Raw genomic sequence first — 25,736 nt, forward strand, 5'->3', positions numbered from 1 at the left:
GAGCTTGCCTCGCGATCTTTTGACCTTCCAAAAGGCCGCGAACAAGCCCGCTCTCAGTGGTTACGGCATCACGGGCGGCGTGTAGGTCAGTGTTGTCCCCAGCGCCCACAGCAGCACCAGCACCAGCGGTGTATGCACCAGTAACTGCACAAACGAAAAGCCGATCAAGTCACGCGCCTTCAACCCCAGCACGCCCAGCAGCGGCAGCATGTAGAACGGGTTGATCAGGTTCGGCAAGGCTTCGGCGGCGTTGTAGATCTGCACTGCCCAACCCAGGTGATATTGCAGGTCATTGGCGACTTGCATCACGTAAGGCGCCTCAATAATCCATTTGCCTCCGCCCGACGGAATAAAGAAGCCCAGGATCGCCGAGTACACGCCCATCAGCACCGCGTAGGTGTCGTGGGAGGCAATCTGCACGAAGAAGGTCGAGATGTGGTGCGCCAGGGTTTGCCCGTCCACGCCTTTGACCACGGTCATCAATGCGGCAATTGAGCCGTACAGCGGGAACTGGATCATTACCCCGGTGGTGGTCGGTACGGCGCTGGCCACGGCATTCAGAAAGCTGCGCGGGCGCCAGTGCAGCAGGGCACCGAGCATCAGGAACAGAAAGTTGTAAGTGTTCAGGCCCGAAATGGCGTTGATAGCCGGTTTGGTCGAGAACTCGTGAAACAGCCAGCCGGCCGCCAACAGCACCAGCAAAATAGTCAGCAACGGGCTGTATTCCAGCCATTCGCCAGGGCGTGTGCGCGGCGGCAGTTTCGGTGTGTTGAAGCTTGGGTCCACCCCGCATGCCTCGGCGTCGCGGGCCGAATCCGGGCCAGGAGCGGTGGCGTACGCGACGATCAACGACACCACCACCAACGCTGCCAGCATCACCCCGGACTGCCACAGAAAGATGGTTTCAGTGAACGGGATCACCCCGGTAATCGCCAGAATCGAAGGCGGCAGGCTGGCCGGGTTGGCCTGTAATTGCGCTGCCGACGATGACAAGCCCAGCGCCCAAACAGCGCCCAGCCCCAGGTAGGCAGCAGCCCCGGCAGCACGGTAATCCATGCGCAGGTTGGTGCGACGGGCCAGGGCGCGCACCAGCAGCCCGCCAAACACCAGGGACAAGCCCCAGTTGAGCAGGGACGCAACCATGGAAATCAGCGCCACCCAGCACACCGCCTGGCGACCGTTTTTGGGCACGCGGGCCAGTTTGTCGATCAGTTTTACAGCCGGCGGCGAACTGGCGACGACGTAGCCGCCAATCACCACGAAGGCCATTTGCATGGTGAACGGGATCAGGCTCCAGAACCCGTCACCAAATGCCATGGCGGCATCGGTGGGTTTGGCGCCCATAAACAGGGTGGCGAGCGCGACAACGATCACCGCAACGGCGGCAAACACCCAGGAATCGGGGAACCAGCGTTCGGCAAAGTTGGAGCAGCGCAGGGCAAAGCGGGCAGAGCGGCTGTCTGTGATCTCAGCGGCCATGGGGATACCTCGAATTTCTTATGATTATTGGATGCCCACTCTCAGTGCGAGCGCTCAGGTACGCGGCTTTGCAGTGGGCTGGCGGGTACATTAAATGAATTTCATGAAATTTCCGATGGGCTGACTTTTGAACTCTGTCTCAGCGTCTACAGTCACTGCTTGTAAGCGACACGCCTGTCGCTTGGTAACGACCTGACAACATGGAGTTGAATATGAAAGAGCACACGTGTGATTGTCCGAGTTGTAACTGCAAAGTCGGTAGCCACGGGATCGAGCGCGATGGCAAGCATTACTGCTGCCAGGCCTGTGCCGACCATCACCCCAAAGGCCAGGCGTGCAGCACCTCCAGCGGCTGCCACTGTGGCGATAAAGCCAAGTAACGCTTAGCGCCCCTACGCGCAGCCTCGTGCTGCGCGTTCCTGCATAGCCCGTTGCCATGATCTGGCGGGTTCAGCGTGCGTAAGAAAAATGTTTGTCGAGTGACGGATAAAGGACTCGAGGTAGTAAACTCTGGGCTTTCCTGAAGGAGTTTCTATGAGTCTTTACCAGCCTGGCATCCTTGCCAAACCCGTGCCGGCACAGGCGCGCTACATGTTTTTCGCCCTCAAGTCTGTAGAAGCACTGCCGGCTGCACTCGACACCCTGTCGCAGTGGGTAGACGGCAAAAGCGTGGTAGCAGGCTTGGGTTCGCCGCTGGTACTGGCCTTGGGCGCGAAAGTCCCAGGCTTGCGGGTGTTTCCGGCACTCAACGCTGTGGTGGAAAACCCGTCGACCCAACACGCCCTGTGGCTGTGGTTGTGGGGTGATGATCGCGGTGAGTTGTTGCACCGCAGCCAGGCGATTGAAACGGCGCTGGCGCCGGCATTCAATGTGCTCCAAGTGACCGAAGGGTTCCTCTACAACACCGATCGCGACCTGACCGGCTATGAAGACGGCACCGAAAATCCGGTGGACCAGGCAGCCATTGACGCCGCCATCGTCACCGGCGCCGGGCCAGGGCTGGACGGAGGCGCTTTTGTTGCCGTGCAACAGTGGCAGCACGACCTCAATGGCTTTGCCGCCCGCCCGCAGGCCGAACAAGACAACATGATCGGCCGCCGTAAAAGCGACAACGAAGAACTGGACGACGCGCCAGAGTCGGCCCACGTCAAACGCACCGCCCAAGAAAGCTTCTCGCCTGAGGCCTTCACCGTGCGCCGCTCCATGCCGTGGACTGAAAACGGCAAGTCGGGGCTGATGTTCGTATCCTTCAGCCGCGCCTTGAGCGCTTTCGAAGTGCAACTGCGCCGCATGAGCGGCATGGAAGACGGCATCGTAGACGCCCTCTACAGCTTCAGCCGGCCATTGAACGGTGGCTACTACTGGTGCCCGCCGCTCAAGGACGGTCGCCTGGATTTGAGCGCGCTGCGCCCGGCTTGAATCCTGCAGTACTGACGGGTGCCGCCGCCTTGTGTTGCCCGTCAGTGACTCCAGAGAGTCAGGTTTTAGGAATCGTCTGATTATTTTGGGTCTTTTTGCCGCTTAGGCTGGCGGGATGAACTCGACTCCTCAAGCTGCCCGAAAACTGCTCCATTTATTTGCCTCAGGCCTGATCATCGCGGTCGTTGCCGGCTCGTTTATCTATTTGCGCTCGGTGTTTAACGACGAAGTCTCCAAGCGCCGCAGTTTTATGAACGAGGCGGTGTTCAATGCCCAGGATTTTTTTGTCAGCCGCCAGACATTACTCAAGAGTCTGGTGCTGGCGGCGGTGCCTGACAGCACCGGGCACGACGCCTTCATCACGATTGATCCTGAAGAAGAGACGAACATTCGTCTGGGCAACGAGACAGATCGCTGGAGCCTGTGGCTGACCCAGCGAATGATGGAGTATTTGCGCGAGAGCAAAGTCAGCCTGTTGTACGTCCCGCAAACAGAGGAGCCCAAGGTGGTTCGTCTGTTTGATGCTTCCAGCCATCTGGAGCCGGTGCCCAAGGCGGTTTTGCAACGTTTGGTGGATGAAGGCAGCAAGTGGTACACGTTCAGCGATGATTTGTGGCTGACCGATAGAAAAATCCTGGACTCGTCCTTTTATCTGTTTACCCGGCTGGATACCCGTAACCTGACCTCCGGTTGGATGGGCATTGAGGTTGAGGCTCCGGACCTGGTGGCCGCCTTGCGCAGTGACAGCGCTGGGGATTTCATGTTGCTGGACGGCCAAGGGCAAATCATTTTCACCAATGCCGTTCAATCCCCCTTGGTAGAAGCGTTGCCCTCGCTGGCGCCTAAAAACTCGTTCGGCTTTATTGGGCGCGGCTGGCTACCGGACAGCCTGGCGATCCGAAAAAAGCTCGGCTATTCCAGCTGGCAAATCATTTATGCCGTCGATATTCATTCGCTACTGCCTGTGCTGGTCTGGCCGTTGCTGGGCTGTGTGCTGCTGCTGATTGGCGTGTGCATCGGTTTGCGCCTGCTTATCAAGCGTATCGACAAACGCCTGATCACACCGGGTGAAAACCGCATTCAGGCCTTGGTTGAAAGTGAGGCGTTCAACCGCGCGGTGCTGCAGGTCGCTCCAGTGGCGTTATGCGTGATCCGCCGTACCGATGGCACCGTGGTACTGGAAAACTCTCTGTCGCAACAGTGGTTGGGCAACAGCCGAGAGCGCAGCAAGTTGTGCCATGGCTGGATTTACCGCGCGTTTGATCAGCGCGACGTGAGCAGCAGCGATGAGGTGGAGATGGAAGATGGCCGCCTCCTGTACCTCGCGTTTGCCCCGACCCGTTACAACGGCCAGGACGTGTTGATTTGCGCGTTCAGTGACATCAGTGCGCGCAAGCAGATCGAAGTGACGCTGGAACGTGCCCGGCAGTTGGCTGATCGGGCCAATGAGGCCAAGACGTTGTTTCTGGCGACCATGAGCCATGAAATCCGCACGCCGCTGTACGGTGTGTTAGGTACGCTCGAGTTGCTGGCTCGTACGCAGCTCAATGAACAGCAGGATAACTACCTGAAAGCCATCGAGCGGTCTTCCGGCAATTTACTGCAACTGATTTGCGACGTGCTGGATGTGTCGCGTATTGAAGCGGGTCAACTGCAACTGGAACTCAACACCTTCAGCCCCATGGAACTGATCGAAGAAGTGGTCCAGGGCTATAGCGGTGCCGCACAAGCCAAGGGCTTGCAGCTGTTTGCACTGATTGATTCAACCGTGCCCGAATGGCTCATCGGGGATGTCACCCGTATCCGCCAGATCCTCAATAACCTGCTCAATAATGCGCTGAAATTTACCGATAACGGCAAAATCGTCCTGCGGCTCAAGTTGGACAGCCGCGACGATGAACGCGTGCTCCTGCACTGGCAGGTGTCAGACACTGGCAAAGGCATTGCCCATGAAGAACAGGCTCGGTTGTTCGAGCCTTTTTACCAAGTCGAGTCCGCTAAAAATGTCGTGGCCGGCACCGGCCTGGGCCTATCGATCTGCAAGCGCCTCATGCACTTGATGAACGGCAGCATGCGGCTGGTCAGTGAGCCGGGGTTGGGCAGCAGCTTTACCCTGCATTTACCGCTGGAGCAAGTGCGCGACGCCGAGCATGTGAGTCCGTTGGGCGAACTGGCGCCTACGCTGGTGTATGTGGTGTCACCTTTGCGTGAGCTAGCCGAGTGTTATTGCGGCTGGTTGCGTCGCTGGGGCGCACGTGCCCATTTGGGCGCGCCCAGGCCGGGTGAGGTCATTGAAGGTGCCGTATTGCTTGAGCTACACCCAGGTGCTGTCCAACAGGTACTGGAGCCCGAATGGCCGGGCCCGGTGGTGGTGGCTGCCAGTGACCTGTCAGCGACGGCAAACGCATCCGATACCGGTTGGCAGGCTGATCTGAACAGCTTGCGGGACGTCCATCGTGCGCTGTCCAAGGCCCAGGGCGCGAGAGCCGAAACGCTGCTAGAGGCCGGCGTTGCCAAGCAGGAACTCAAACTGAATTTGAGCATTCTGGTGGCTGAAGACAACGTGATCAATCAACTGATTTTGCGTGATCAACTGGAAGAACTTGGCTGCACCGTGACCTTGGCCAGTGATGGCCTGCAGGCCCTGGAGTTGTGGCAAGCAACCCCGTTCGACCTGTTACTGACGGACGTCAACATGCCGAGAATGAACGGCTACGAATTGGCGGCCCAGCTACGCGCCATGAATGTGACAAAGCCCATTATCGGTGCCACGGCCAATGCCATGCGCGATGAGGGCGAGCGCTGCCTGAGCGCGGGGATGAATCACTGTTTGATCAAGCCTTTTACGCTGCACACCTTGTACAACTGTCTTCAGCACTTCTAAAGGAGGGTCCAGTGAAGCCCTATCGTGTCTTGGTCGTTGAGGATCACCCTTTTCAGCATGAGTATTTGCTGAATGTATTCAGTGAGGCGGGCGGCTTTACGGTGGATACCGTATGGGATGGCGATGAGGCGTTGGAGTGCCTGACGCGCCATGACTATGACCTGCTACTCACTGATTTACTGATGCCCGTCATGGATGGTGTGCAACTGATCCAAAAAATTGCCGCGTTAAAAAAACGCCCGGCGTTGGCGCTGATGAGTGCCTCATCACGCCGCATGTTGATCAGCGCTGGGCTGGTGGCTAAAAACCTGGGCATGTCGGTGGTGGGTCTGATTTCCAAGCCGGTCGAGTTAAATGCCGTGATGCGCTTGAAAGAGCGGATGGCAGTTTATTGCTCGAGTGGGGTGACAGACCCGGCGCTGACAATCGAAGTCGACCCGCTCAGCATCGTGCGGGCGATGGAAAACGGTCAGATCCAGGCCTGGTTCCAGCCTAAAAAGTCATTGCGCAACGGCAATATTCTCAGCGCCGAGGCGCTGGTGCGTTGGGTACATCCCGAAGCCGGTACCTTGCTGCCCAAAGACTTCCTGTCGTTGCTGATAAAGCAGGGGCTGGAAGAACGCCTGTTATGGCTGATGATGGAGCAAACCTTGCACGCGCAAAAAAAGTGGCGAGGCCAAGGGTGGGATATTCCTGTCTCCATCAATTTGCCCACGCATTTGCTGGACAACCACCAATTGGCTGATCGCTTGCGTGATTACGTAGTGGCCGAAGGCGGGGAGCCGCGCAGCATTGTGTTTGAGTTGATGGAGAGCTCGATCACCCAGGAACTCAGCAATTATTACGCTGGGGCTTGCCGCCTGCGGATGATGGGGTTTGGCTTGGCTCAGGACGATTTCGGCCAAGGGTTCAGTTCTTACTTCAACCTGGTATCAACGCCTTTCAGTGAGCTCAAGATCGACCGTTCTCTGGTGCATGGCTGTGTCGAAAATGAAAACCTCGCCTCAGCCCTGAGCAGCCTGGTGGAACTGAGCCGCAAGCTGGGCCTGACGGTGGTTGCCGAAGGCGTTGAAACCCAGGCGGAGCTGGCTTTCTTGCGCCGCATTGGCTGTGATCAAGCCCAAGGCTTCCTGATTTGCGCAGCCGTGTCACCCACGGACTTTGGAACTCTTTTATCGGAGGATAGCTCCAAGCCATCATGGGAGTGATACGGCATCAAGGTTGAAGAGCCGTCTGCACGACTCAATTTTTTATTCTTTGAAGCAACGCATTTGCGGTTCCTGGAGGCCACCAGGCGCAGCCTGCTCCAGCCTTTTTACGGGCTGCAAAGCCAGGCTCGCCTTGCCGTCGATGCACTCCAGATTTTTGATCTGTACTTCTGTTTATGCCCTGTTCAGTGGGAGCCAGGTCAGTCGGGCGAACATTGGCCAAACCTTGAAGACACTCAGCGGTAGACAGACCCTAGCAGTGCGTCATTAATTTGGAGCCAGGCAATGCATGAAATAAAGACCGTAATTGCCGATGACCACCCGGTGGTGTTAGTGGGGCTGCGGGAAGTGATCCAGCGCGATGAGCGATTTGAGCTGATCGGCGAGGCCGTCAGCTCATCGCAGTTGATTGAGCTATTGACGTCGGGTCAGCCAGATCTAGTCATTACCGACTTCAATATGCCCGGTGATGACACCTATGGTGATGGCCTCAAACTGATCGAATACATCATCGAACACTTTCCGTTAGTGAAAGTCCTGGTGCTGACCATGGTCAGCAATCAGTTGATCATTTCACGCTTGCTGGAAATGGGCGTGGTCGGGGTGATTGCCAAGCATCATATTCACCAGGAAATTGGCAAGGCGCTGAACGCGCTGGCCAATAATCGGCCCTATGCCGCACCGGCGGTGGATGCCATCTCTGTGCTCACTAACCCCAAAGTGATTGACGAGCGTTTCTCCAACCTTTCACCCCGCGAGGTTGAAGTACTGCGGTTATTTGTAGCCGGCAGCAGCGTGAGTGAAATCGCCCGGCTGTTGAACCGCAGTGTCAAAACCGTGAGCACGCAAAAGGTCGCTGCGATGCACAAGCTTGAAGTGCTCACCGACCACGCGTTACTCACCTACTGTATAAAGGCCGACCCCTTCGAATCATAAAAACTCAGTCAGAGCCTTCGCAGTAACCCGCATTTAAGGACAGGAGTCACATAAGTCATGCCCCAAATGAGAGTCTTGCTGGCCGACGATCACCCGATTGTGTTGATGGGGGTGCGCGAAATCATTGAGCGTGACCCACGTTTCAAGGTCGTGGGCGAGGCCATGAATTCATCGGAGTTGATGACCCTGGTGTCGCAGTTACATCCGGACGTGATCATTACCGATTACAACATGCCGGGAGACGAGCAATACGGTGATGGCACCCGGATGGTGGAGTACCTGCGTCGACATTTCCCTGAGCCGCGGGTGTTAATCCTGACGGTGATTTCCAACCCACAGATTGTGACCTGGCTGTACGAACTGGGGATCAGCGGCGTGATTTCCAAGAACGCTGGGCTGGAGCAGATCCTGGTGGCATTGGATGCGTTCTATCGAGAAGGGCATTACCAGCATGACTCGCTGGAAGGGGCGACGAGTGTCGAGATGGATGGTATCTCGCAGAAGTTGAGTCAGCTCTCGGTCAAGGAGTTTGAAGTCTTGCGCCTGTTTGCTTCCGGCATGAGCGTGAGTGATGTGGCACAGAGTCTGAATCGCAGTATCAAAACCATCAGCACCCTGAAAATTTCAGGCATGCGCAAACTGGATGTCGACAGTGATCAGGCGTTGTTGATCCTGTGTATCAAGGCCAATCTGTTTGCCTGATTGGCCTTGATTACAGGTAGTTCATTTCCAGCAACAGCGTTGAGCTGTAGCTGCCGATGGCTGGCAGTTCTTGCCCGGTTTTCACTGGCCTCACCGATAGCTTGAGCTTTAACAACGTGGCTTCGATGGGGAAGATCAGTTGTTCGCCGAGCTTCAAATCGACGTTTTTCTCGACAGTCGTCATGTCGCTCAGGCGGGTTTTCAACCCAAGCTTATCCAGCGACGTGCGTAGGGTGCTGGTGTCAAACGCGCCATTGCCAGCGCTAAAACGCAGGTGCACAAAACTGCCTTTGGTACAGGTGAAGTCGAGGTCTACATCGGTCCATTCGCTGATGTCTGCGCGCAACGAATTAAGGTTTACCTTGGGGATGCTGACGCTTTGTGAGGCCGGGAAGTTGGCCGTGCAGGGCGGTTTGATCAGCGTGCCCTTGATATCCAGCGAAGGAGCATCTGCCGCACAACTGGCACTGCTCAAGCTCAAGAAGAATGCCGTCAACAGTGCGGTCCACAGAAAGGTTCGAGCGATCATGGGCATGTCACAAGTAGTCGATATTGATAACAGCAGAGGCCGTAAAATCACCTTCTGACAATGTGCCTTGTGAGACGAGCTTGGCCTTCATGCTCAGGTCTACCGCGCCGTTGAGGTTGGTCACGTTTCGCTTGGTTCCCTTGATGTTGATGATCGTGCTGTCACTTTTCCAGAACAGTGAATAACCCAGGTTTGTCCTGCCGGCAGAGGCCACGGTGTCCGACAGGGCAGAGGAGGCCGTGACACTGATATTGAGTACCGAGTTTGGCGGGCAGGTCATGGTCACCGGCACATCGATTTGCGCAGCAGTGCTTACCTGGTCATAACGCAGGGTGCCGAAATCAGCGGTCAGCACTTTATTGCTGGTCAGCGTGCAAGGTGGGCGAATCAACGTACCTTTGACCGTGAGTGTGCTGCTGTCACTGGCCGCAAAAGCGTTGCCGGAAATGACGATGCCCAGCAATGAAAGGGCTAAGAGCTGTTTGTTCATGTTCGGTTCCTATAGCGGGTCGTTAGGCAGAATTGGCGAGCGAAGTGCTGTCACAGGTATTCGATACTGAGCACCGCTGAACTGCTGAAAGTGCCTTCGGTAACAGGCCCCCATGCGAGCAGTTTGATTTTCATGCTCAGGTCTACAGTGCCGCTTTGGTTGGTCAGGCTGCGCTTGGTGCCGCTGAGATCAAGCAAGCTGTTATCGCTTTTGAGATACATGGAGTAGGCCAGGTAATCTCTGCCTGCAAATGCCCGGGTTGTAGAGCCTGTAACAAGTGCGCTTGCCTTAAGGCTGACGCTCAGAGAGGAGTTCGGCGGGCACGTCAGGGTGACCGGTAGATCAATCATTTCGGCAGCGTCGATTTGGTCGTAGCGCAAGGTGCCAAAGTTGGCGGTCAGGGTCTTGCTGCTGCTCATCGTGCAGGGTGGGCGTGTCAGCGTGCCGCTGACATTGATAGTCACGGTATCGGTAATGGCATTGGCCGATGTGCAGGCCAGGCCAGCCATCAGTGCTGCGGCCAGCGATAAGCGTAATGTCATGGTCGAGCTCCTGTGCCTGATCAGAGATAGGTGATGTTGAGTGTGTATTGACTGGTGAAACTGCCGGTGGGCGAAACGCTGGTACTCAAACGCGGGCGAAATCCGAGCCCGATGGTATTGGCCCCGGTTTTCAGGGTTAACGAACGTGGGCTACTGAACGTCACGGCAGTACCGTCATCGGCCCAGGTGGCGGCCATCGACAAGCCGGCCAATGTGGTGGCAGAAACTCCAGTACTACCGCTGATTGCCGCTTGGGTCGGCACTAGAGTGGCTGTAACTTGCGTGCCTTTGGTGCAGTTCATCGTGACATTGGCCACTTGCTGGTTGGTAGCAAAGTCATTGCTACTCAACGTGCCGAACGACAGGTTCATAGTTTTGGCTGAACTCAACGTGCAAGGGGGCTGAGACACGGTGTATTTGATAATGACGGCCGAAATTATGTCCGAGTAGGTTTCCCAGCCCACAGCTGTGACGTACATATTGAAAGTCACGGTGTAATTGCCCGGAGTGGTCCCTGCTTGACCTGTTACTTGCACTTCATATGGAAACGAAGCATTTAGATTAAGAGGGACGCAACTACCCGATAGACAGGCTGAGCTAATTGTTCCCATCCCATCACTGCCCAGGTAATCGCCGCTGGAGGTTTCTTTCGCTAAGTAGGTGTCGCCTTTACCTGTCAGGTATTGCTGCGCAAACGTAAGGCTTGCAGCGATCGGGAATCGGCGTGTGATTCGACAGTTTCCGGTCAGGCTCAATTCAATTTTTTCAGAAGGCGCAACCACTCCTAAATCGACAAGGCCTTGGTTACCCGATGTAGTGCAGCTCACGTTACCGGTGTTAAATGCAAACGCGTGCGGGCTTGCAAAACTCAATAGCAGGCCGATCGACATCAGGATCAGACTGGTCCATTTACAGCGACAGGGTTTAACGTCGAAGTCATTCATCGGATGTCCCTTTTGGGTCTGCCAACTTGGCATCGCAACGCAATTGCAGTTGCCCGATACCCGTGTCGGAAAGGTTGTAGGTACTCAGGTCCAGATCCTTGGCGCACCACGTCTGGCCGTTAACGTTGATTTGCAGGCGTGCCTTGTCGGGCGCACCGGTCATAAATACGCGGCCTTTATCCGCCACCATGGCGCTGCTCAGTAACGAGCCATCCAGCGCAAACAGTTGTGCTTCGGCAGCGAACGGTGCCGGTTTGCCGTTGCTGGACATGACGCTGATCAACAGGCGACGCCCGTTGTGAGTTTCAAAATTGGCCATCACAAAGGCACCGCGGTTGGGCGTTACTTCCTGAACCAGGTTGGCAATATCGGTGTTGTCCGAGAGCGAATCAGTGTTGAGTGATACCTTGTTTTTGCGATAAGGCTGGGCTGACGGAATGATGGTGTAGCCGCTGCCGTTGGTCTTGATCCCGCTTTTGGTCAGTACGCCAACATTGGCAGCGCCAGGTGTGGCGACGATGATGTTGGTCTCGCCCAGTGGCTGGGTGAACATCAGGGTGTCGCGGGTGGCGACTACGCCACCCTCAATCCCGTAATCCATCTGACGGCTGTTTTGATCCTTGTTGTAAGACCCGTGCCAAATAGCGTTGGCGGCGTTGTAACGGGCAGCCACTGAACCACCGAGTACGCGGTCTTCATCACTGATCTGCTGGTTGATACCCAGGGTGTAAGACAACGCGTCATCTTGAAACTGAGAGCCGTTGAATGTCGCATTACGACTGGCATTGCCGGCTGAATCCTGGTTCGTGCTCAGGCCAATCCGACTGCTACTGCCAGGCGTGCCCAGCGGGATGCTCACGCTGAGCGACAGGCTGCGGATGTCGTCGCCAATGCCGCTGTTCTGGGCCAGGCCTACGTTGTATGAAGCGCTGCCGACGCTGAAGCTGTAGCCCACTTGAATCGACGTATTGCTCTGGGCGCGGTTCCAATATTCGTTTTTGGTGACGTTGGCGTACATGCCACCATAACCGCCCAGTTGTTGCGAGACATTGGCGGTAAAGCTGCTTTTCATGTGGCCGCCCAAATAGGGCGAGAAAGCAGTGCTGTTAATGGGGTTAACTGCCTCGTCGACATAGGGGGCCAACGTGTTGTTGGACCGTGCATCAATGGCTTCGTTGAAGCTGTAATAGCCGCTGGTGGAGTAGCGGTACCCCACCAGGCTAAAACTGGTATCGGTCAAGTCGATGGACTTGGAATAACGGAAGCGATACGACTGCCCCGACAGTGTTTTGGAATCAGTGCCCATGTGATCACTGATGGCGTGGGTCACGTCCAGCGAAATGGCGCCGAAACCGGCAAAGTCATGGGCGAACCCCACCAGCGCCGAACGGTACTGATCACTGACGATGGTGCCCCCAAACAAGGTGGTGCCCTCGGTCAGGCCGCGACGGTAGGTGCCTTGAACAAAACTGGGTTTTTGCGAGTTCAACGCGCCGTCTGCCGGGCGATATTGACCGGCTGTCACGGAGTAGCTTTGTTGCCCTTCACGCAGCATGTACGGCACCGACGAGAACGACTGGATATACACTTGGCGCTCGCCATTGGGACCTTCGACGGTGACCTCGATATCGCCGTTGCTGGATGTCGAGTACAAGTCCTTGAGGGCGAATGGGCCGGATGGCACCCACTGTTCACTGATCACGTAACCGCGCTGGCGAAGCGTTACCAGTGAGCGACCGTTGGCCACGCCACGGATCACCGGGGCAAAGTTGCGAGCGTCATCGGGCAGCATGTCCAGATCAGATTCAATACCCACACCGCGGTAGGAGATCGTGTCAAACAGGTCGCTGTCAGTTGAGCTTTCGCCGACCGTGGCGATGGCCATCAAGTTGCCCAGGTCGTGCTGGACATAGGTGTCGACCGATTTCCAGCTACCTTCGACGTTGGTGCTTTTTTGCCAGGTCGAGAAGTTGCGAAAACGCCAGCCCCCGCTGTTAAACCCACTGTGCACGCTGCCGAACTGGGACTGCCGGCTACCGGTCTGGGTTTCGTAGTTACTGCCGGAAAAACTGTAGTTGGCAAACGCCACCTGCTCGCCATTGCTCCAGTTCTTGCGACGGGTTTCGAACGGCACGTCACCGATAAAGGCCTGCGGCACTTGCAGGTTCAGGCGCTGTTTATTGAAGTCGTAGTCGTAGGTAACACCGGTCAGTTCACGGTTGAAGTACACACACTTGTCGGGGCTGATTTCTGCATCTTTCAGACGCACGGGGTCAATGCCCATCTCCGTCAGGGCCTGAAGGCTGAAGCAAGGAAACAGCCCGTTTGGGGTTGAAACCTGAGCCGGGGTTTCGCGCACAAAGTTCATGTCGCGCTGGTCAACCAGTCGGTCATCCACTGACAGGTCAATCCGGTAAATTCCGGGCAATTGACCCAGGCTCATGGCTTTTACCTGCTCAGCCACTTCGCTCGACGCATTACCGCCACCAATCTCCAGGAAAGAAGAGTCGAAACTGAAATCTGCATGGGCGGCGGTAGCAGTGAGGCCGAGAGCACCCAGGCTAGTCGTACTCCAGCTTTTTATTTGGCGCGCGAAGGCGCACATGCGCTCTCGCAGCATGAGTAGATCCTTCTTTCGACTAGGTGTTCAGGGATCAATGAACGGTGATGGGGTTAGCCTTGACGGTGCTGCCGTATTCATTGATGTAGCTGAGTTCCAGCGTGTCGCTGTTCTTCAACGGTATTGCCGTGGTGACGGTGCTGCCGGGTTTGATCACCTCGGGCATGCCTTTGCTGGCAACCTTGTTAATCAGCAAGTCACTGACCACCACGTTAAAACCCGAGGGGTTTTGCACGGTCAATTTTCCGCCGTCATTGCGCCATTGCAGTTTGTCCACTGCCTCTTGCAGAGAGCCTTGCAGGCCAGCAGGGCGGTAAAACAATTTGATCGTGGTCTTGAGTGCAATCTGCAACACGTTCTGGCTGCTTTGCTCGGTACTCTTGGCCGGAATTGCTTTGACATTCAGCAAAAACAGGCTTTCTTTGTCTGTAGGCAGGTGTTGCGTGTTGGTGGCGATGATTCGCAGGATGTTTTGAGCCTTGGCGTCCAGGCGAAACAGAGGCGGGGTGATGATGAACTCATCTGCGCTGTCATCGCGTTTGTCGTATGAGCTGACCCAGGATTGCACCAGATACGGCACGCCATCTTCGCCGGAGTTCGAGAGTGAGAGGTTGGCTTCCTTTTCCTTGCTTTGATAAATGACTCGGGTGGAGCCAACATTGACGCCCGCTTGAACGTGAGGCAGCCAAAACCCTGCTGCCAATGCCAAAAAGGCCGCAACTTTTAAACGCATTAAGAGGTCCTCTGGTTAACGCTAGAGCCCGCGATCAGCCACGGACTCTTGCGTTAAAAAGCATGAGTTACTTGTAGGTAACGTCGAAGGTCGCCAGCGCGTTGACCTTACCGGTACCGATACCACGGACATCCGCTGCACCACCGACGCCTGGGGTATCAGCCACAAGGCGAACATAGGAGGCAGTGAAGTCAAAGGTGTTGGACTGTGGACGCAGTACGTAGTCGGTGCTGGCGGTGTTCAAAGGCAACTTGTCGCCGGTACGCGCGTCGTTGATCTGGATACCGATACCCGTTACCTGGTTGGAGCCGACCATGCCCAGTACGGTTGAATCAGTGCCAGCTTGTTGGCCGCTGAACTTGATGGAGGCGTTTTTCAGGGTCGAACCGCTGCAGTTTTCCAGCGAGATCGAGAAGGGAGTTTCGCCAGCAGTGGCTCCCACAGTGTTAGCGAAGTCAGCGATACGGACTTGGCCCATATCAACAGACTTTTTCACGCTTTCGCTGGTGATAGTGCAAGCGTTATCGTTGACAGTACCGGTGAATTCAACCTGGCCATCCGATGCCTGAGCGGTTGCAGCTGCCATAGCGATCAGCAGTGTAGAACTGCACAGTGCAGTGTATTTGCCGATTGTTTGAAACATGAGAGATGTCCTCTGCAAAAAGTTAGGTGTCATATCCATTTTTAATGTTCCCCCCCTGTTCACGGCTTGCCGCAGCAGGTGATGCATAGGATGCAATTTGCTGAGGTCTAACCCCATCAGACGATTCCTGTTTTAGAACGCTCTATATTTTTGGGCTTTAATGTCCCTGATAGGCTCTCTTTCATGAAGCAAGCAAAAGTTCGCCTAGGTGCATTGGCACTCAGTTCACTCAGACTCAATAAATTGTTGTTGCTGCTGACCGGGCTGGCCCTGTTGTTGGTGAGCATGAGTTATTGGGCGGTTAATCGAGTGTTGAAGGAGGAGGGCGAGAAGACGGACTTCCACTTTGCGCGGCTGATGGAAAGCATTCATGAGCATGAAGCTTTTTTACGCACCGCTGCTCAGAGCTACGGGCAGGGCAACGAGAACTTGTTGGAAGACAGTTCGCCGCGCTCACACATCGAGTTGATGCGCCAGGGCGATGAGAGCCTTTACCAGAACCGCGACACAGCCAAATCCCTGCCCTTCACAGTCAGCCAGCGCGACCGATTCACCCCTGAGCAAATGGCAGGGGTCTATTCGTTTGGCGTTCAATTGACCGATCTTTTTGCCGCGTATTGGTCTGACTCCTATTACGCCGCCCCCCAAGTGTTCGTCTTTTCTCCTGCGGATCTGTTCACCATTGCGGTGCCCGGCATCGAGGGCGCCCGGCAGTTTCCACTGCTGCAGAAAAACAACTTCTTTAGTGTGAGCAGGCGGCTGTATGACCAACTGATGCCCATGCGTCCCAAGCTCGATGGCGACCAAGTGTTATGGGGCCGCGCCCCGGCCGGTCTGATTCAGCAGCGTAAATACATCGTGGGCGCTATTGGGGTAGAGCTGTCTCATCGCTTCCTCCCCGAGCCGGGGAATGACGACACCATCATTCTCACCGCGCTGCTGGATGTGAATAACATCAGTGACCTTGAGCGTTTGTTGATGCGCCCGAACAAGAGTCGTCTCACGCTGATATCGCCTGCTGGGGACGTACTGCTGGGCGACGATCTGGATGCGCACGAATTGCCATTGGGGCTGAGTTTCGAGCCCGATGGCCTGCACTTCAAATTGAGTTCGCAGGGCCCCGATCCCTGGATCGGTTTGTACACCATCAGCTATCAGAACTTCTTCGGGTACGCCAAATGGCCGTTGCTGGGGGCTTTGGGTCTGGTCTTGCTGTTCGCGTTGGTGGGGTGGCGCCTCAACCGTTGGTATCGCCTGCGAATCATCGAACCTGCGCATCGCTCCAACCAGTCTTTGACCGAAAGCGAAGAGTTCAATCGGGTCATGCTCGACAGCGCCCCCGTGGGCTTATGCGTGGTACAGCGTGGCACGGACATCGTGTTGCTTGAGAATCAGCGCGCCCATCAATGGCAAGGCACACCGGAACTGATCGCGCTCCTGAAGCGCGATTACGCCAACCGTGAGCCGGGCGAAGTGCAGCTTGAGGTGGCCGGGCGTTATCTCCAGGTGTGCTGTGCGTTCACCCGTTATAAGGGCAAGGACGTAGTGCTCTGTGGCTTTAACGATATTACTCGGCATGTGGACGACGCCAATCTGAGCGAGCAGGCACGACGCTCGGCTGATGATGCCAGCAAAGCCAAGACCCTGTTCCTGGCCACCATGAGCCATGAAATCCGGACGCCGCTGTATGGTGTACTGGGCAATCTTGAGTTGCTGGAAATGACTCCGCTCAATGAGCGCCAGAAGGAATACCTGCGCACCATTCAGCGTTCATCCACCGTGTTGTTCCAGCTCATCAGCGATGTACTGGATGTCTCCAAGATCGAGTCCGGCCAAATGGCGGTCGAACTGAAAACATTCAGCCCGCTGGATGTCTTTGAAGACGCCGTGCGCAGTTACGCGGCAGCGGCAAGCAACAAAGGCCTGCAAATCTTCGCCTGTGCAGATGCCACCTTGCCGCCTTTGCTGTGCGGTGACGCTGTCCGCATTCGGCAGATCATTAACAACCTCTTGAGCAACGCGATCAAGTTCACCGATTTCGGGCGTGTGGTGCTGCGCCTGAAAGTGACCGGCATCGAGCACGACCATGTCTCGTTGCAATGGCAAGTCTCCGATACGGGTGTCGGGATCAGCGAACAGCAACTGCCAAAACTGTTCAAGCCTTTCTCTCAACTGGGTGCCACAGAGTTGGCGGGTGGCGCGGGTTTGGGTTTGTCGATCTGCTCCCGGCTCAGTGAAATGATGGGCGCCAACTTGCGAGTGGTCAGCGAACCGGGATTGGGCAGCAGTTTTTCACTGCACATACGCCTGCCCATCGTTAAAGGTGTGTTGGCCAATAGTGCGGATATTGACCTTAAAGGCGTGCGTGTTTCTGTGCGTGCGCCGCTCAAAGACCTTGCCCAGAGCCTGGTTGACTGGCTTAGCCAGTGGGGCGCGCGTGCGCAGGTTTTGCCGAGCACCGGCAATGAAGAAAATGAAGCCGTGCTGCTGGACGTCGAGCCGGACTCATCCTCGGCACTCCCGTGGCCGGGGACCAGCGTGGTTGCTACGTGGGCCGCAACCAGCCAGCCGAAACGAACGGACCGTGGTTGGGAGGTCAATGCCTATGACATTCGTGCAATTGCCCGAACCCTGATGCACGTGGCCAAGGGGCGTACTCCCGAGCTCCCGGTCAGCGTGTCTCAACCCGTTTCAAATATGGGCCTGAGCGTGTTGGTAGCGGAAGACAACCCTGTTAACCGTGAGATTCTCAAAGAGCAACTGGAGGCCTTGGGGGTTCGAGTGACCTTGGCCGAAGATGGCGAGCAGGCCTTGCTGCGCTGGAAAGAGTCGGTATTTGATTTGATCATCACCGACGTCAACATGCCCAAGCTTGACGGCTATCAGTTCACTCAACGTTTACGTGAACTGGACACCGAGGTGCCGATTATTGGTGTGACGGCCAATGCCATGCGTGAAGAGGGCGAGCATTGCCTCAAGGTCGGGATGAACGCCTGGCTGGTCAAACCCTTGAACCTCGGCACATTGCGCGAGACCTTGGCGGCTTACTCTCGGCAACCCGTGGCCGTTGCTTCGCCGGTATCGAAAGAAGAAACGCCGGATACGCATCCAGACGACCTTGAAGGCTGGATCACGCTCTCACCCGCCATGCATCGCCTGTTTATCGCGACCATGCAAGAGGACCTGGTCAAGGCCGAGCAGGCGTTGCAAGCGTCCAACACCTCAACGCTGGTCAGCTACCTGCATCGCATCAACGGCTCATTGGCCACAGTGGGGGCGCAGGATTTGGCGGCGGCGTGCAGTGTCTGTGAAATAACCTTGCTGCATGAACCGTTGAATCCTGAGTCGGCCACTGCCGTTGAGGCGTTGTTGAAGCGGTTGCACCGGGTTGTGCTCAGGATGGTCGAGGGAGGGTTGGGGCCAGATCAGTAGGCACAAGGGGTAATTGCCTTATGAGGTATCGCGTCATGGTGAGGGACTAACGCGCCTGCTTGCACTCAGGCGCGTGCTGCTTAGTGGGTCGTCAAACCGTCCAGCGACTTATCCACATACGCCTTGGCCAGCTCCACCAAGTGCATGGTTGATAACACCAGATGGCGCGCATGCCCGCTCAAACCATTCCCCGCCTCACTCGCCGAAGCACCCGCGCAGCGCAACAAGTCTGACGCTTGGGCCAAAGCCGCTTCTAAATTGACACTGTCCGGGATGGCATACGTGGCCTGATCCACATGCCGTGGAGGCTTAGGTTCTTGCAGGTAAAAATTGAGGGCGCGTTCGGTGGCCGCGCGGTCTAGCGACAGTTCATCGCACTGAGCAGCAATGTGAGGGGATAAAGCCGGGGGATCAGGGACAATTTTTTTCATAGGTACAACTCCATGTGGACTTAAGGAGCTGTCACCTGTCGCGACTAAACGAGTGGGTGGCAGCCATGCGCAGGTTAGTCGACCGGTCACACGGAAACCCGGCGCGCCACAAGGGCGCCCTGCGCACGGCCACCATAAAACGTGAGGCCGAAAAAAAGCGCCTCGCGGAGGTGGCGCCTTGCGCCGTGTGACACGTCGGGCGACTAAACCCAACCGCTGATGGACAGCGATGGGCCGAGACTATTCCCCGAATGGCACAGGCACAAGCGAACGGAAGTTTCTAGGATGTTTCAGCGGATTGAAAGGGAAGCGTCGTACGAAATGACTGATTTTGAAGGCGCGACACGGGGTTGATGCGCAACCCCTGGCAGCCTTTGTTTCTTGTCATTGGCAGCAGGGCATTTATCGACAGGCACAAAAAAGCCCGCACTAGGCGGGCTTTCTCGTTGGTTTCATTTCATCTTGCGATGTGGTGAAACCGGTGTTTGGTGGCTACACAGGGACTTGAACCCCGGACCCCAGCATTATGAATGCTATGCTCTAACCAACTGAGCTATGTAGCCGATGGCGCGCATTATTCCTTCGTAAGGGGGGTGTGTCAAGCAAATATCTGAAAATTTTCTCTGCGCTATCAAACGCTTAAGGTTTTTTGGGCTGCGGATGGCAATATCTTGTTAAAAAGTGGCACATTGGGTCACTTGGACGTGCCTTTCTCTGTTGTCTGGAAACCCTTATGGCTATTAGTGACACCACAATAAAAACAACACCCGACCTGCAAATGCCCCAAACCAGCCCGTTAGTCCTGCGCATTATCGGGGCCGTGGCGCTGGCGCATTTGATCAATGACTTGATCCAGGCGGTTCTGCCCTCGATCTATCCGCTGCTCAAAGACAAGTACGATCTGACGTTCACTCAGATCGGTCTGATTACCCTGACGTTTCAACTCACCGCGTCGCTGTTGCAGCCGTGGGTTGGTTACTACACGGACCGCCACCCCAATCCTCTTTTACTGCCCAGTGGCATGGTGTGCACGTTGATCGGGATTTTGATGCTGTCGCAGGTTGGCAGCTTCCCGTTGATTCTGCTGGCCGCCGCGCTGGTCGGTATCGGTTCGTCGACCTTTCATCCTGAGGCGTCTCGCGTTGCGCGGCTGGCTTCTGGTGGGCGTTATGGTTTTGCGCAGTCGACGTTCCAGGTGGGCGGAAACGCGGGCTCGGCGTTTGGACCGTTACTGGCTGCGGCAATCATCATTCCCTATGGCCAGGGCAATGTGGCCTGGTTCGGTCTGTTTGCGCTGTTCGCAGTGGGGCTGTTGTATGTGATCAGCCGCTGGTACCGCAATCACTTGAGCCTGTTCAAGCTCAAGGCGGGGCAGAAGGCGACGCATGGCCTGTCGAAACGGCGGGTACTCAGCGCCTTGGTGGTACTGGGGTTGCTGGTGTTCTCCAAGTATTTCTACATGGCCAGCCTGACTAGCTACTACACCTTCTTCCTGATTCAGAAGTTCGATGTATCGATTGCCAATTCACAGATGTACCTGTTCCTGTTCCTCGGGGCTGTGGCGGCGGGTACGTTTTTTGGGGGGCCGATTGGCGACCGCATCGGGCGTAAGGCGGTGATCTGGTTCTCGATTCTGGGTGTTGCGCCGTTTACGTTGCTGCTGCCGTATGTCGATCTGTTCTGGACCAGCGTACTGAGCTTCATCATCGGTTTTATCCTGGCGTCGGCGTTCTCGGCGATTGTGGTGTATGCCCAGGAGTTGGTGCCGGGTAATGTGGGGATGATTGCAGGGGTGTTCTTTGGCCTGATGTTCGGCTTTGGCGGGATTGGTGCGGCGCTGCTGGGGCATCTGGCAGACATTCACGGCATCGAGTATGTGTACAAATTGTGCTCGTACCTGCCATTGTTTGGCGTGTTGGCGATCTTGTTACCGCGCACCAAAAAAATCTAAGAAGGTAGGGGGCCAATCCTTGGCCTTCTAAAGATGTTTCGTCAACCATGTGCGACTAAGCCGTGGTTGGCAACATCATGTTTTAAGTATCAGCGGCTGGCTTCCATTTTGAGTTGCTCTCTGGCACGTGATATGCGCGAGCGTACAGTACCGATTGGAATCGACAGGGCCAGCGCTGTATCGACAACCAACCATCTTGTCCATTGGTTGGCACATGATGGTTGGTTGTCAATGAGTGCTCACTATACGTTGAAACGGAAGTGCAACACGTCACCATCCTTAACGATGTATTCCTTGCCTTCCAGACGCCATTTGCCCGCTTCTTTCGCGCCTGCTTCACCCTTGTACTGGATGAAGTCGTCGTAGGCGACCACTTCGGCCCGGATGAAGCCTTTTTCAAAGTCAGTGTGGATCACGCCAGCGGCTTGTGGGGCGGTAGCGCCCACTTTCACTGTCCAAGCGCGAACTTCCTGAACGCCAGCAGTGAAGTAGGTCTGCAGGTTGAGCATTTCGTAACCGGCACGGATCACACGGTTCAGGCCTGGCTCTTCGAGACCCAGCGCTTCGAGGAACATGTCCTTTTCTTCGCCATCGTCCAGTTCGGCAATTTCTGCCTCGATCTTGTTGCACACCGGAACAACGGTCGCGCCTTCTTCTTCGGCAATGGCTTTCACCACGTCCAGCAGCGGGTTGTTCTCGAAACCGTCTTCAGCCACGTTGGCGATGTACATAACCGGCTTGGTGGTCAGCAGGTGGAAACCTTTGATGATCTGCTTCTCATCGGCATCCATGTTCTTGATCAGGCTGCGCGCAGGCTTGCCCAGGGTGAAGTGGGCGATCAGCTGTTCCAGCAGGCCTTTTTGAGCAACGGCTTCTTTGTCACCGCCCTTGGCGTTGCGGGTAACTTTCTGCAGTTGCTTCTCGCAGCTGTCGAGGTCGGCGAAGATCAGTTCAAGGTCAATGATCTCAATGTCGCGCTTAGGGTCGACGCTGCTGGCAACGTGGATGACGTTTTCGTCTTCAAAGCAGCGAACCACGTGAGCGATCGCATCGGTCTCACGGATGTTGGCCAGGAACTTGTTGCCCAGGCCTTCGCCTTTCGATGCGCCGGCAACCAGGCCCGCGATGTCGACGAACTCCATGGTAGTCGGCAGGATGCGCTGAGGCTTAACGATCTCGGCCAGTGCTGCCAGACGCGGATCGGGCATCGGCACGATGCCGGTGTTCGGCTCGATCGTGCAGAAGGGGAAGTTCTCAGCCGCAATGCCGGATTTGGTCAGGGCGTTGAACAGGGTGGACTTGCCGACGTTAGGCAGGCCGACGATGCCGCAGTTGAATCCCATGGTGTTTCCCCTCGGAAAAAGAGTCAGGCCTTCTGGCTGTGCAGGTTTTTCATCGCACGGTTCCATTCCCCGGCGAGGATATCCGGCAGCACGCCGAGGGCAAAATCGATGCTGGCGTCCAATTTTTCCTGCTCGGCGCGTGGCGCTCGACCCAGAACAAAGTTGGACACCATGCTCGCGACGCCTGGGTGGCCAATGCCAAGCCGCAGACGGTAGAAATTATTGTTGTTTCCCAGTTGCGCAATGATGTCACGCAAGCCGTTATGACCTCCATGGCCGCCGCCCAGCTTGAGCTTGGCAACACCCGGTGGGAGATCGAGTTCGTCGTGGGCCACCAATATGGATTCCGGCGCAATGCGGTAGAAGCCAGCAAGCGCTGCAACAGCCTGGCCGCTTCGGTTCATGTAGGTGGTGGGAATCAACAGACGAACATCCTGACCCTGATGGCTAAAGCGCCCGGTCAGGCCAAAATATTTACGATCAGCAACGAGATTGACCCCGTTTGCCGCCGCGAGACGCTCAACAAAAAGGGCCCCTGCGTTATGCCGGGTCTGTTCGTATTCGGTGCCTGGATTTCCCAGGCCAACGATCAGTTTTATGGCGGTCACGACAAGGGCCCTTCTATAGAGTTGTGGATAACATCGCCGCTAACGAGAGCGGCGAGTACAGACAAGAAAGCGGTTTACCTGAGTAAACTTCGCGATCCTGTCCGCTTTACTCGCTGCGTGTTAGCTCGCGATGTTTCTCAAAACTCCAACCACAGAGTAATGAATTACTCTGCGTCTGTTTCTGCTGCAACACGTGGAGCGTGAACGTTGGCTACTGCCAGGTCGTTACCGTGTGCCAGTGCTACGAACTCAACGCCTTTAGGAGCGGTGATGTCCGACAGGTGAATGATCGAGCCGACTTCGGCGTTAGCCAGGTCAACTTCGATGAATTCAGGCAGGTCTTTTGGCAGGCAGGAAACTTCGATTTCCGCGATCACGTGGGAGATCTCGCCGCCTTTCTTGATCGGAGCAGCTTCACCAACGAAGTGAACTGGAACGATTGCAGTCAGTTTCTGACCAGCAACAACGCGTACAAAGTCAGCGTGCATCACGTGGCCTTTAGCCGGGTGACGTTGCAGAGCTTTGATGATTACGTTTTGCTTAACGCCACCAACGGTCAGTTCGATAACGTGGCTGTAAGCCGCTTCGTTTTCGAGCAGTTTGGCGATTTCTTTAGCCAGCAGGCTAACGGATTCAGGGGCTTTGTCGCCACCGTAAACAACAGCTGGAACCAGGCTTGCGAGACGACGCAGGCGGCGGCTCGCACCTTTCCCCAGGTCGGAACGCAGTTCAGCATTCAGAGTAAAATCGTTCATGTTGTATCTCCAAAATAACCACATCCGGCCAAGCGTTTGCGACCAGCGCTATGGACGGTATGGGCAAAAAAGCCCCGCCCCAACAGGGTGTTGGGGCGGGGCGCTTTTCGTCAGCGTATGTCAGCCAAGGGCAAAGCCCTTAGCGGAACATCGCGCTGATCGATTCTTCGTTGCTGATGCGGCGAACCGCTTCAGCCACAACCGGCGCGATATCCAGTTGACGGATACGCGAACAGGCTTGTGCGGCTGCGGACAGCGGAATGGTGTTGGTCACCACCAGCTCGTCCAGCATGGAATTTTCGATATTCTCGATTGCCCGACCCGACAGCACAGGGTGTGTGCAGTAGGCGAACACTTTGGCAGCGCCATGCTCTTTCAAGGCTTTAGCCGCGTGGCACAGAGTGCCGGCGGTATCGACCATGTCGTCAACCAGAATACAGGTACGCCCTTCGACATCACCGATGATATGCATCACTTCAGAGTGATTGGCTTTCTCACGGCGTTTGTCGATGATCCCAAGATCAACGCCCAGGGATTTGGCAACAGCACGTGCACGCACGACGCCGCCGATATCCGGGGACACGATCATAAGGTTCTCAAAGCGCTGATCTTCGATGTCATCCACGAGAACCGGGGAGCCGTAGATGTTATCTACAGGAATATCGAAGAAACCTTGAATCTGGTCAGCATGCAAATCAACCGTGAGTACACGGTCGATGCCGACTACGGTAAGCATGTCAGCAACAACTTTTGCGCTGATAGCCACACGTGCGGAACGCGGACGGCGGTCCTGACGGGCATAACCAAAGTAAGGAATAACAGCAGTAATACGAGTTGCTGAGGAACGGCGGAAGGCATCAGCCATCACGACGAGTTCCATCAGGTTATCGTTGGTCGGAGCACAAGTCGGCTGAATAATGAAGACGTCTTTACCGCGAACGTTTTCATTGATCTCAGCGGTAATCTCGCCGTCGGAAAACTTACCGACAGAAATGTCACCGAGAGGGATATGCAGCTGACGTACGACACGCCGAGCCAGATCGGGGTTAGCGTTCCCCGTAAAGACCATCATCTTGGACACGCGCAGTACCTGAAGGCTGAGGGTAACCTGGATGAGTATAAGAAATGGCAGGGGCGGCTGGATTCGAACCAACGCATGGCAGGATCAAAACCTGCTGCCTTACCGCTTGGCGACGCCCCTGTATCTGTTGCTACGAGTACCGTGTACCCGTTTCCTTTGACAGATTTTGTAGCGTTCGATGCAACATTGAGATGTTGCTTCCTTTTGCTACAAACCCTGTAAGGGTCTCTGTAAGAAGGTGCAGCACTTTATCAGCACTTGCTTCATTTGGGAAGGCCCCAAATATACAACTTCCAGTTCCAGTTAATTTTGCTTCGGTGTATTTACCTAGCAAATTCAAAGCGTTACGTACTTCTGGATAACGCTCCTTCACCACTGCTTCGCAGTCGTTTCGGCTGTTTCCCTTGGGAACGGGGCGCACTTTAATGGGCAAAGAGTCACGTGTCAACAAAGGATCTGAAAATATTTCTGCTGTGCTGACAGAGACTTGCGGCACAAGCACGACATACCAAGGTTCTTCTGGCGCGACAGGTGTAAGAATCTCGCCAACGCCTTCTGCGAAAGCGGCGTGCCCGCGGACGAAAACCGGAACATCGGCCCCCAGGCTCAAACCGAGCACTGCCAACTGATCGTGCGTCCAGTTCAATTGCCAGAGGTGGTTGAGGCCCAGCAAGGTGGTGGCGGCATTTGAACTGCCGCCGCCAATGCCGCCGCCCATGGGCAAAATCTTTTTGATCCAGATATCGATGCCCAGTGGGCTGTTGGATTGTTGCTGCAGTTTTTTCGCCGCTTTGACGATCAGGTTGTCGTCATGGGCCACACCGGCAAACTCAGTGTGCAGGCAGATCACCCCGTCGTCGCGCACGGCAAAGCTCATTTCATCGCCGTAATCGAGGAACTGAAACAGGGTTTGCAGTTCGTGGTAGCCGTCTGCACGACGACCCAAAATGTGGAGCATCAAATTCAGTTTTGCCGGGGAGGGCAGAACCAGCACATCTTTTTGCAT

22 protein-coding genes, 2 tRNA genes and 1 pseudogene are annotated in these 25,736 nt (G+C 55.8%); 8 read left to right on the forward strand and 17 right to left on the reverse strand.

The features are described 5' to 3' along the window. Positions 1–60 precede the first annotated feature (60 nt). Positions 61–1,479 (reverse strand): short-chain fatty acid transporter, encoded by a 1,419-nt coding sequence (locus NTD86_RS19520; RefSeq protein ID WP_262204615.1) that lies wholly within the window; start codon positions 1,477–1,479, stop codon positions 61–63. 212 nt (positions 1,480–1,691) lie between these two features. Here NTD86_RS19520 and NTD86_RS19525 point away from each other — a divergent pair, with 212 nt between their 5' ends. The 6 genes from NTD86_RS19525 (at position 1,692) to NTD86_RS19550 (ending at position 8,628) form a co-directional block, all read left to right on the forward strand. Then, a complete protein-coding gene (locus NTD86_RS19525) occupies positions 1,692–1,859 on the forward strand; it encodes a metallothionein (RefSeq protein WP_048368434.1) in 168 nt (55 codons plus the stop codon). 154 nt (positions 1,860–2,013) lie between these two features. Beyond that, entirely contained in the window at positions 2,014–2,898 is an 885-nt protein-coding gene (locus NTD86_RS19530) for a Dyp-type peroxidase (RefSeq protein WP_262204617.1), read from the forward strand. A 115-nt stretch (positions 2,899–3,013) separates the two neighbouring features. Then, positions 3,014–5,782, forward strand: a complete 2,769-nt coding sequence (locus tag NTD86_RS19535; protein ID WP_262204619.1) for an ATP-binding protein — start codon at positions 3,014–3,016, stop codon at positions 5,780–5,782. A gap of 11 nt (positions 5,783–5,793) precedes the next feature. Then, positions 5,794–6,990, forward strand: coding sequence for an EAL domain-containing protein (locus NTD86_RS19540; protein WP_262204621.1), 1,197 nt, complete (start codon positions 5,794–5,796; stop codon positions 6,988–6,990). 285 nt (positions 6,991–7,275) lie between these two features. Then, positions 7,276–7,926, forward strand: a complete 651-nt coding sequence (locus tag NTD86_RS19545) for a response regulator (RefSeq protein WP_262204623.1) — start codon at positions 7,276–7,278, stop codon at positions 7,924–7,926. 57 nt (positions 7,927–7,983) lie between these two features. Continuing rightward, the gene (locus NTD86_RS19550) at positions 7,984–8,628 is read left to right on the forward strand and encodes a response regulator (RefSeq protein WP_262204625.1); all 645 of its coding nucleotides are present in this window, start codon (positions 7,984–7,986) and stop codon (positions 8,626–8,628) included. 10 nt (positions 8,629–8,638) lie between these two features. Here NTD86_RS19550 and NTD86_RS19555 read toward each other — a convergent pair whose 3' ends face one another. The 7 genes from NTD86_RS19555 to NTD86_RS19585 all read right to left on the reverse strand — a co-directional run bounded on the left by NTD86_RS19555 (position 8,639) and on the right by NTD86_RS19585 (position 15,129). After that, positions 8,639–9,157, reverse strand: a complete 519-nt coding sequence (locus NTD86_RS19555) for a fimbrial protein (protein WP_262204627.1) — start codon at positions 9,155–9,157, stop codon at positions 8,639–8,641. Between the two features lie 7 nt (positions 9,158–9,164). Next, on the reverse strand, positions 9,165–9,647 hold the full coding sequence (locus NTD86_RS19560; RefSeq protein ID WP_262204629.1) for a fimbrial protein: 483 nt from the start codon (positions 9,645–9,647) through the stop codon (positions 9,165–9,167). Positions 9,648–9,697: 50 nt separating this feature from the next. Further along, positions 9,698–10,189 carry a fimbrial protein gene (locus tag NTD86_RS19565; RefSeq protein ID WP_262204631.1) on the reverse strand — a complete coding sequence of 164 codons (492 nt, stop codon included), beginning with the start codon at positions 10,187–10,189 and terminating at the stop codon, positions 9,698–9,700. Between the two features lie 20 nt (positions 10,190–10,209). Next, positions 10,210–11,133, reverse strand: a complete 924-nt coding sequence (locus NTD86_RS19570) for a fimbrial protein (RefSeq protein ID WP_262204633.1) — start codon at positions 11,131–11,133, stop codon at positions 10,210–10,212. Continuing rightward, entirely contained in the window at positions 11,126–13,753 is a 2,628-nt protein-coding gene (locus tag NTD86_RS19575; protein WP_262204635.1) for a fimbria/pilus outer membrane usher protein, read from the reverse strand. The genes NTD86_RS19570 and NTD86_RS19575 overlap by 8 nt, the downstream gene beginning before the upstream one ends. A gap of 34 nt (positions 13,754–13,787) precedes the next feature. After that, complete coding sequence (locus NTD86_RS19580; RefSeq protein WP_262204637.1) at positions 13,788–14,486, reverse strand: molecular chaperone; 699 nt, start codon at positions 14,484–14,486, stop codon at positions 13,788–13,790. Between the two features lie 67 nt (positions 14,487–14,553). Continuing rightward, entirely contained in the window at positions 14,554–15,129 is a 576-nt protein-coding gene (locus NTD86_RS19585) for a fimbrial protein (protein WP_262204639.1), read from the reverse strand. 183 nt (positions 15,130–15,312) lie between these two features. Here NTD86_RS19585 and NTD86_RS19590 point away from each other — a divergent pair, with 183 nt between their 5' ends. Continuing rightward, complete coding sequence (locus NTD86_RS19590) at positions 15,313–18,561, forward strand: hybrid sensor histidine kinase/response regulator (RefSeq protein ID WP_262204641.1); 3,249 nt, start codon at positions 15,313–15,315, stop codon at positions 18,559–18,561. Between the two features lie 80 nt (positions 18,562–18,641). On the opposite strand, the gene NTD86_RS19595 is transcribed toward NTD86_RS19590, so the two are convergent. After that, positions 18,642–18,992, reverse strand: a complete 351-nt coding sequence (locus NTD86_RS19595) for a DUF6124 family protein (RefSeq protein ID WP_262204643.1) — start codon at positions 18,990–18,992, stop codon at positions 18,642–18,644. Positions 18,993–19,478: 486 nt separating this feature from the next. Next, positions 19,479–19,555: transfer RNA gene (locus NTD86_RS19600), tRNA-Met, on the reverse strand. Between the two features lie 170 nt (positions 19,556–19,725). Here NTD86_RS19600 and NTD86_RS19605 point away from each other — a divergent pair. Further along, a complete protein-coding gene (locus NTD86_RS19605; protein ID WP_315974762.1) occupies positions 19,726–20,943 on the forward strand; it encodes an MFS transporter in 1,218 nt (405 codons plus the stop codon). Positions 20,944–21,032: 89 nt separating this feature from the next. On the opposite strand, the pseudogene NTD86_RS19610 reads toward NTD86_RS19605, so the two are convergent. The 7 genes and pseudogenes from NTD86_RS19610 to ispE all read right to left on the reverse strand — a co-directional run. Further along, a pseudogene (locus NTD86_RS19610) lies at positions 21,033–21,125 on the reverse strand (RNA polymerase subunit sigma); the annotation flags it as partial. Positions 21,126–21,185: 60 nt separating this feature from the next. Continuing rightward, positions 21,186–22,286: a redox-regulated ATPase YchF gene (gene ychF, locus NTD86_RS19615; RefSeq protein ID WP_262204644.1), complete on the reverse strand. Its 1,101-nt coding sequence runs from the start codon at positions 22,284–22,286 to the stop codon at positions 21,186–21,188. Between the two features lie 23 nt (positions 22,287–22,309). After that, on the reverse strand, positions 22,310–22,894 hold the full coding sequence (pth, locus tag NTD86_RS19620) for an aminoacyl-tRNA hydrolase (RefSeq protein WP_122786344.1): 585 nt from the start codon (positions 22,892–22,894) through the stop codon (positions 22,310–22,312). A gap of 164 nt (positions 22,895–23,058) precedes the next feature. After that, a complete protein-coding gene (locus tag NTD86_RS19625; protein ID WP_262204649.1) occupies positions 23,059–23,649 on the reverse strand; it encodes a 50S ribosomal protein L25/general stress protein Ctc in 591 nt (196 codons plus the stop codon). 139 nt (positions 23,650–23,788) lie between these two features. After that, positions 23,789–24,730, reverse strand: coding sequence for a ribose-phosphate pyrophosphokinase (locus NTD86_RS19630; RefSeq protein WP_003208392.1), 942 nt, complete (start codon positions 24,728–24,730; stop codon positions 23,789–23,791). Between the two features lie 45 nt (positions 24,731–24,775). Beyond that, positions 24,776–24,850 (reverse strand) — tRNA-Gln (locus tag NTD86_RS19635). 10 nt (positions 24,851–24,860) lie between these two features. Next, positions 24,861–25,736: a 4-(cytidine 5'-diphospho)-2-C-methyl-D-erythritol kinase gene (ispE, locus tag NTD86_RS19640; RefSeq protein ID WP_262204651.1), complete on the reverse strand. Its 876-nt coding sequence runs from the start codon at positions 25,734–25,736 to the stop codon at positions 24,861–24,863.

Source organism: Pseudomonas sp. 7P_10.2_Bac1, assembly GCF_025465935.1.
In the GTDB taxonomy this organism is placed as follows: Bacteria; Pseudomonadota; Gammaproteobacteria; order Pseudomonadales; family Pseudomonadaceae; genus Aquipseudomonas.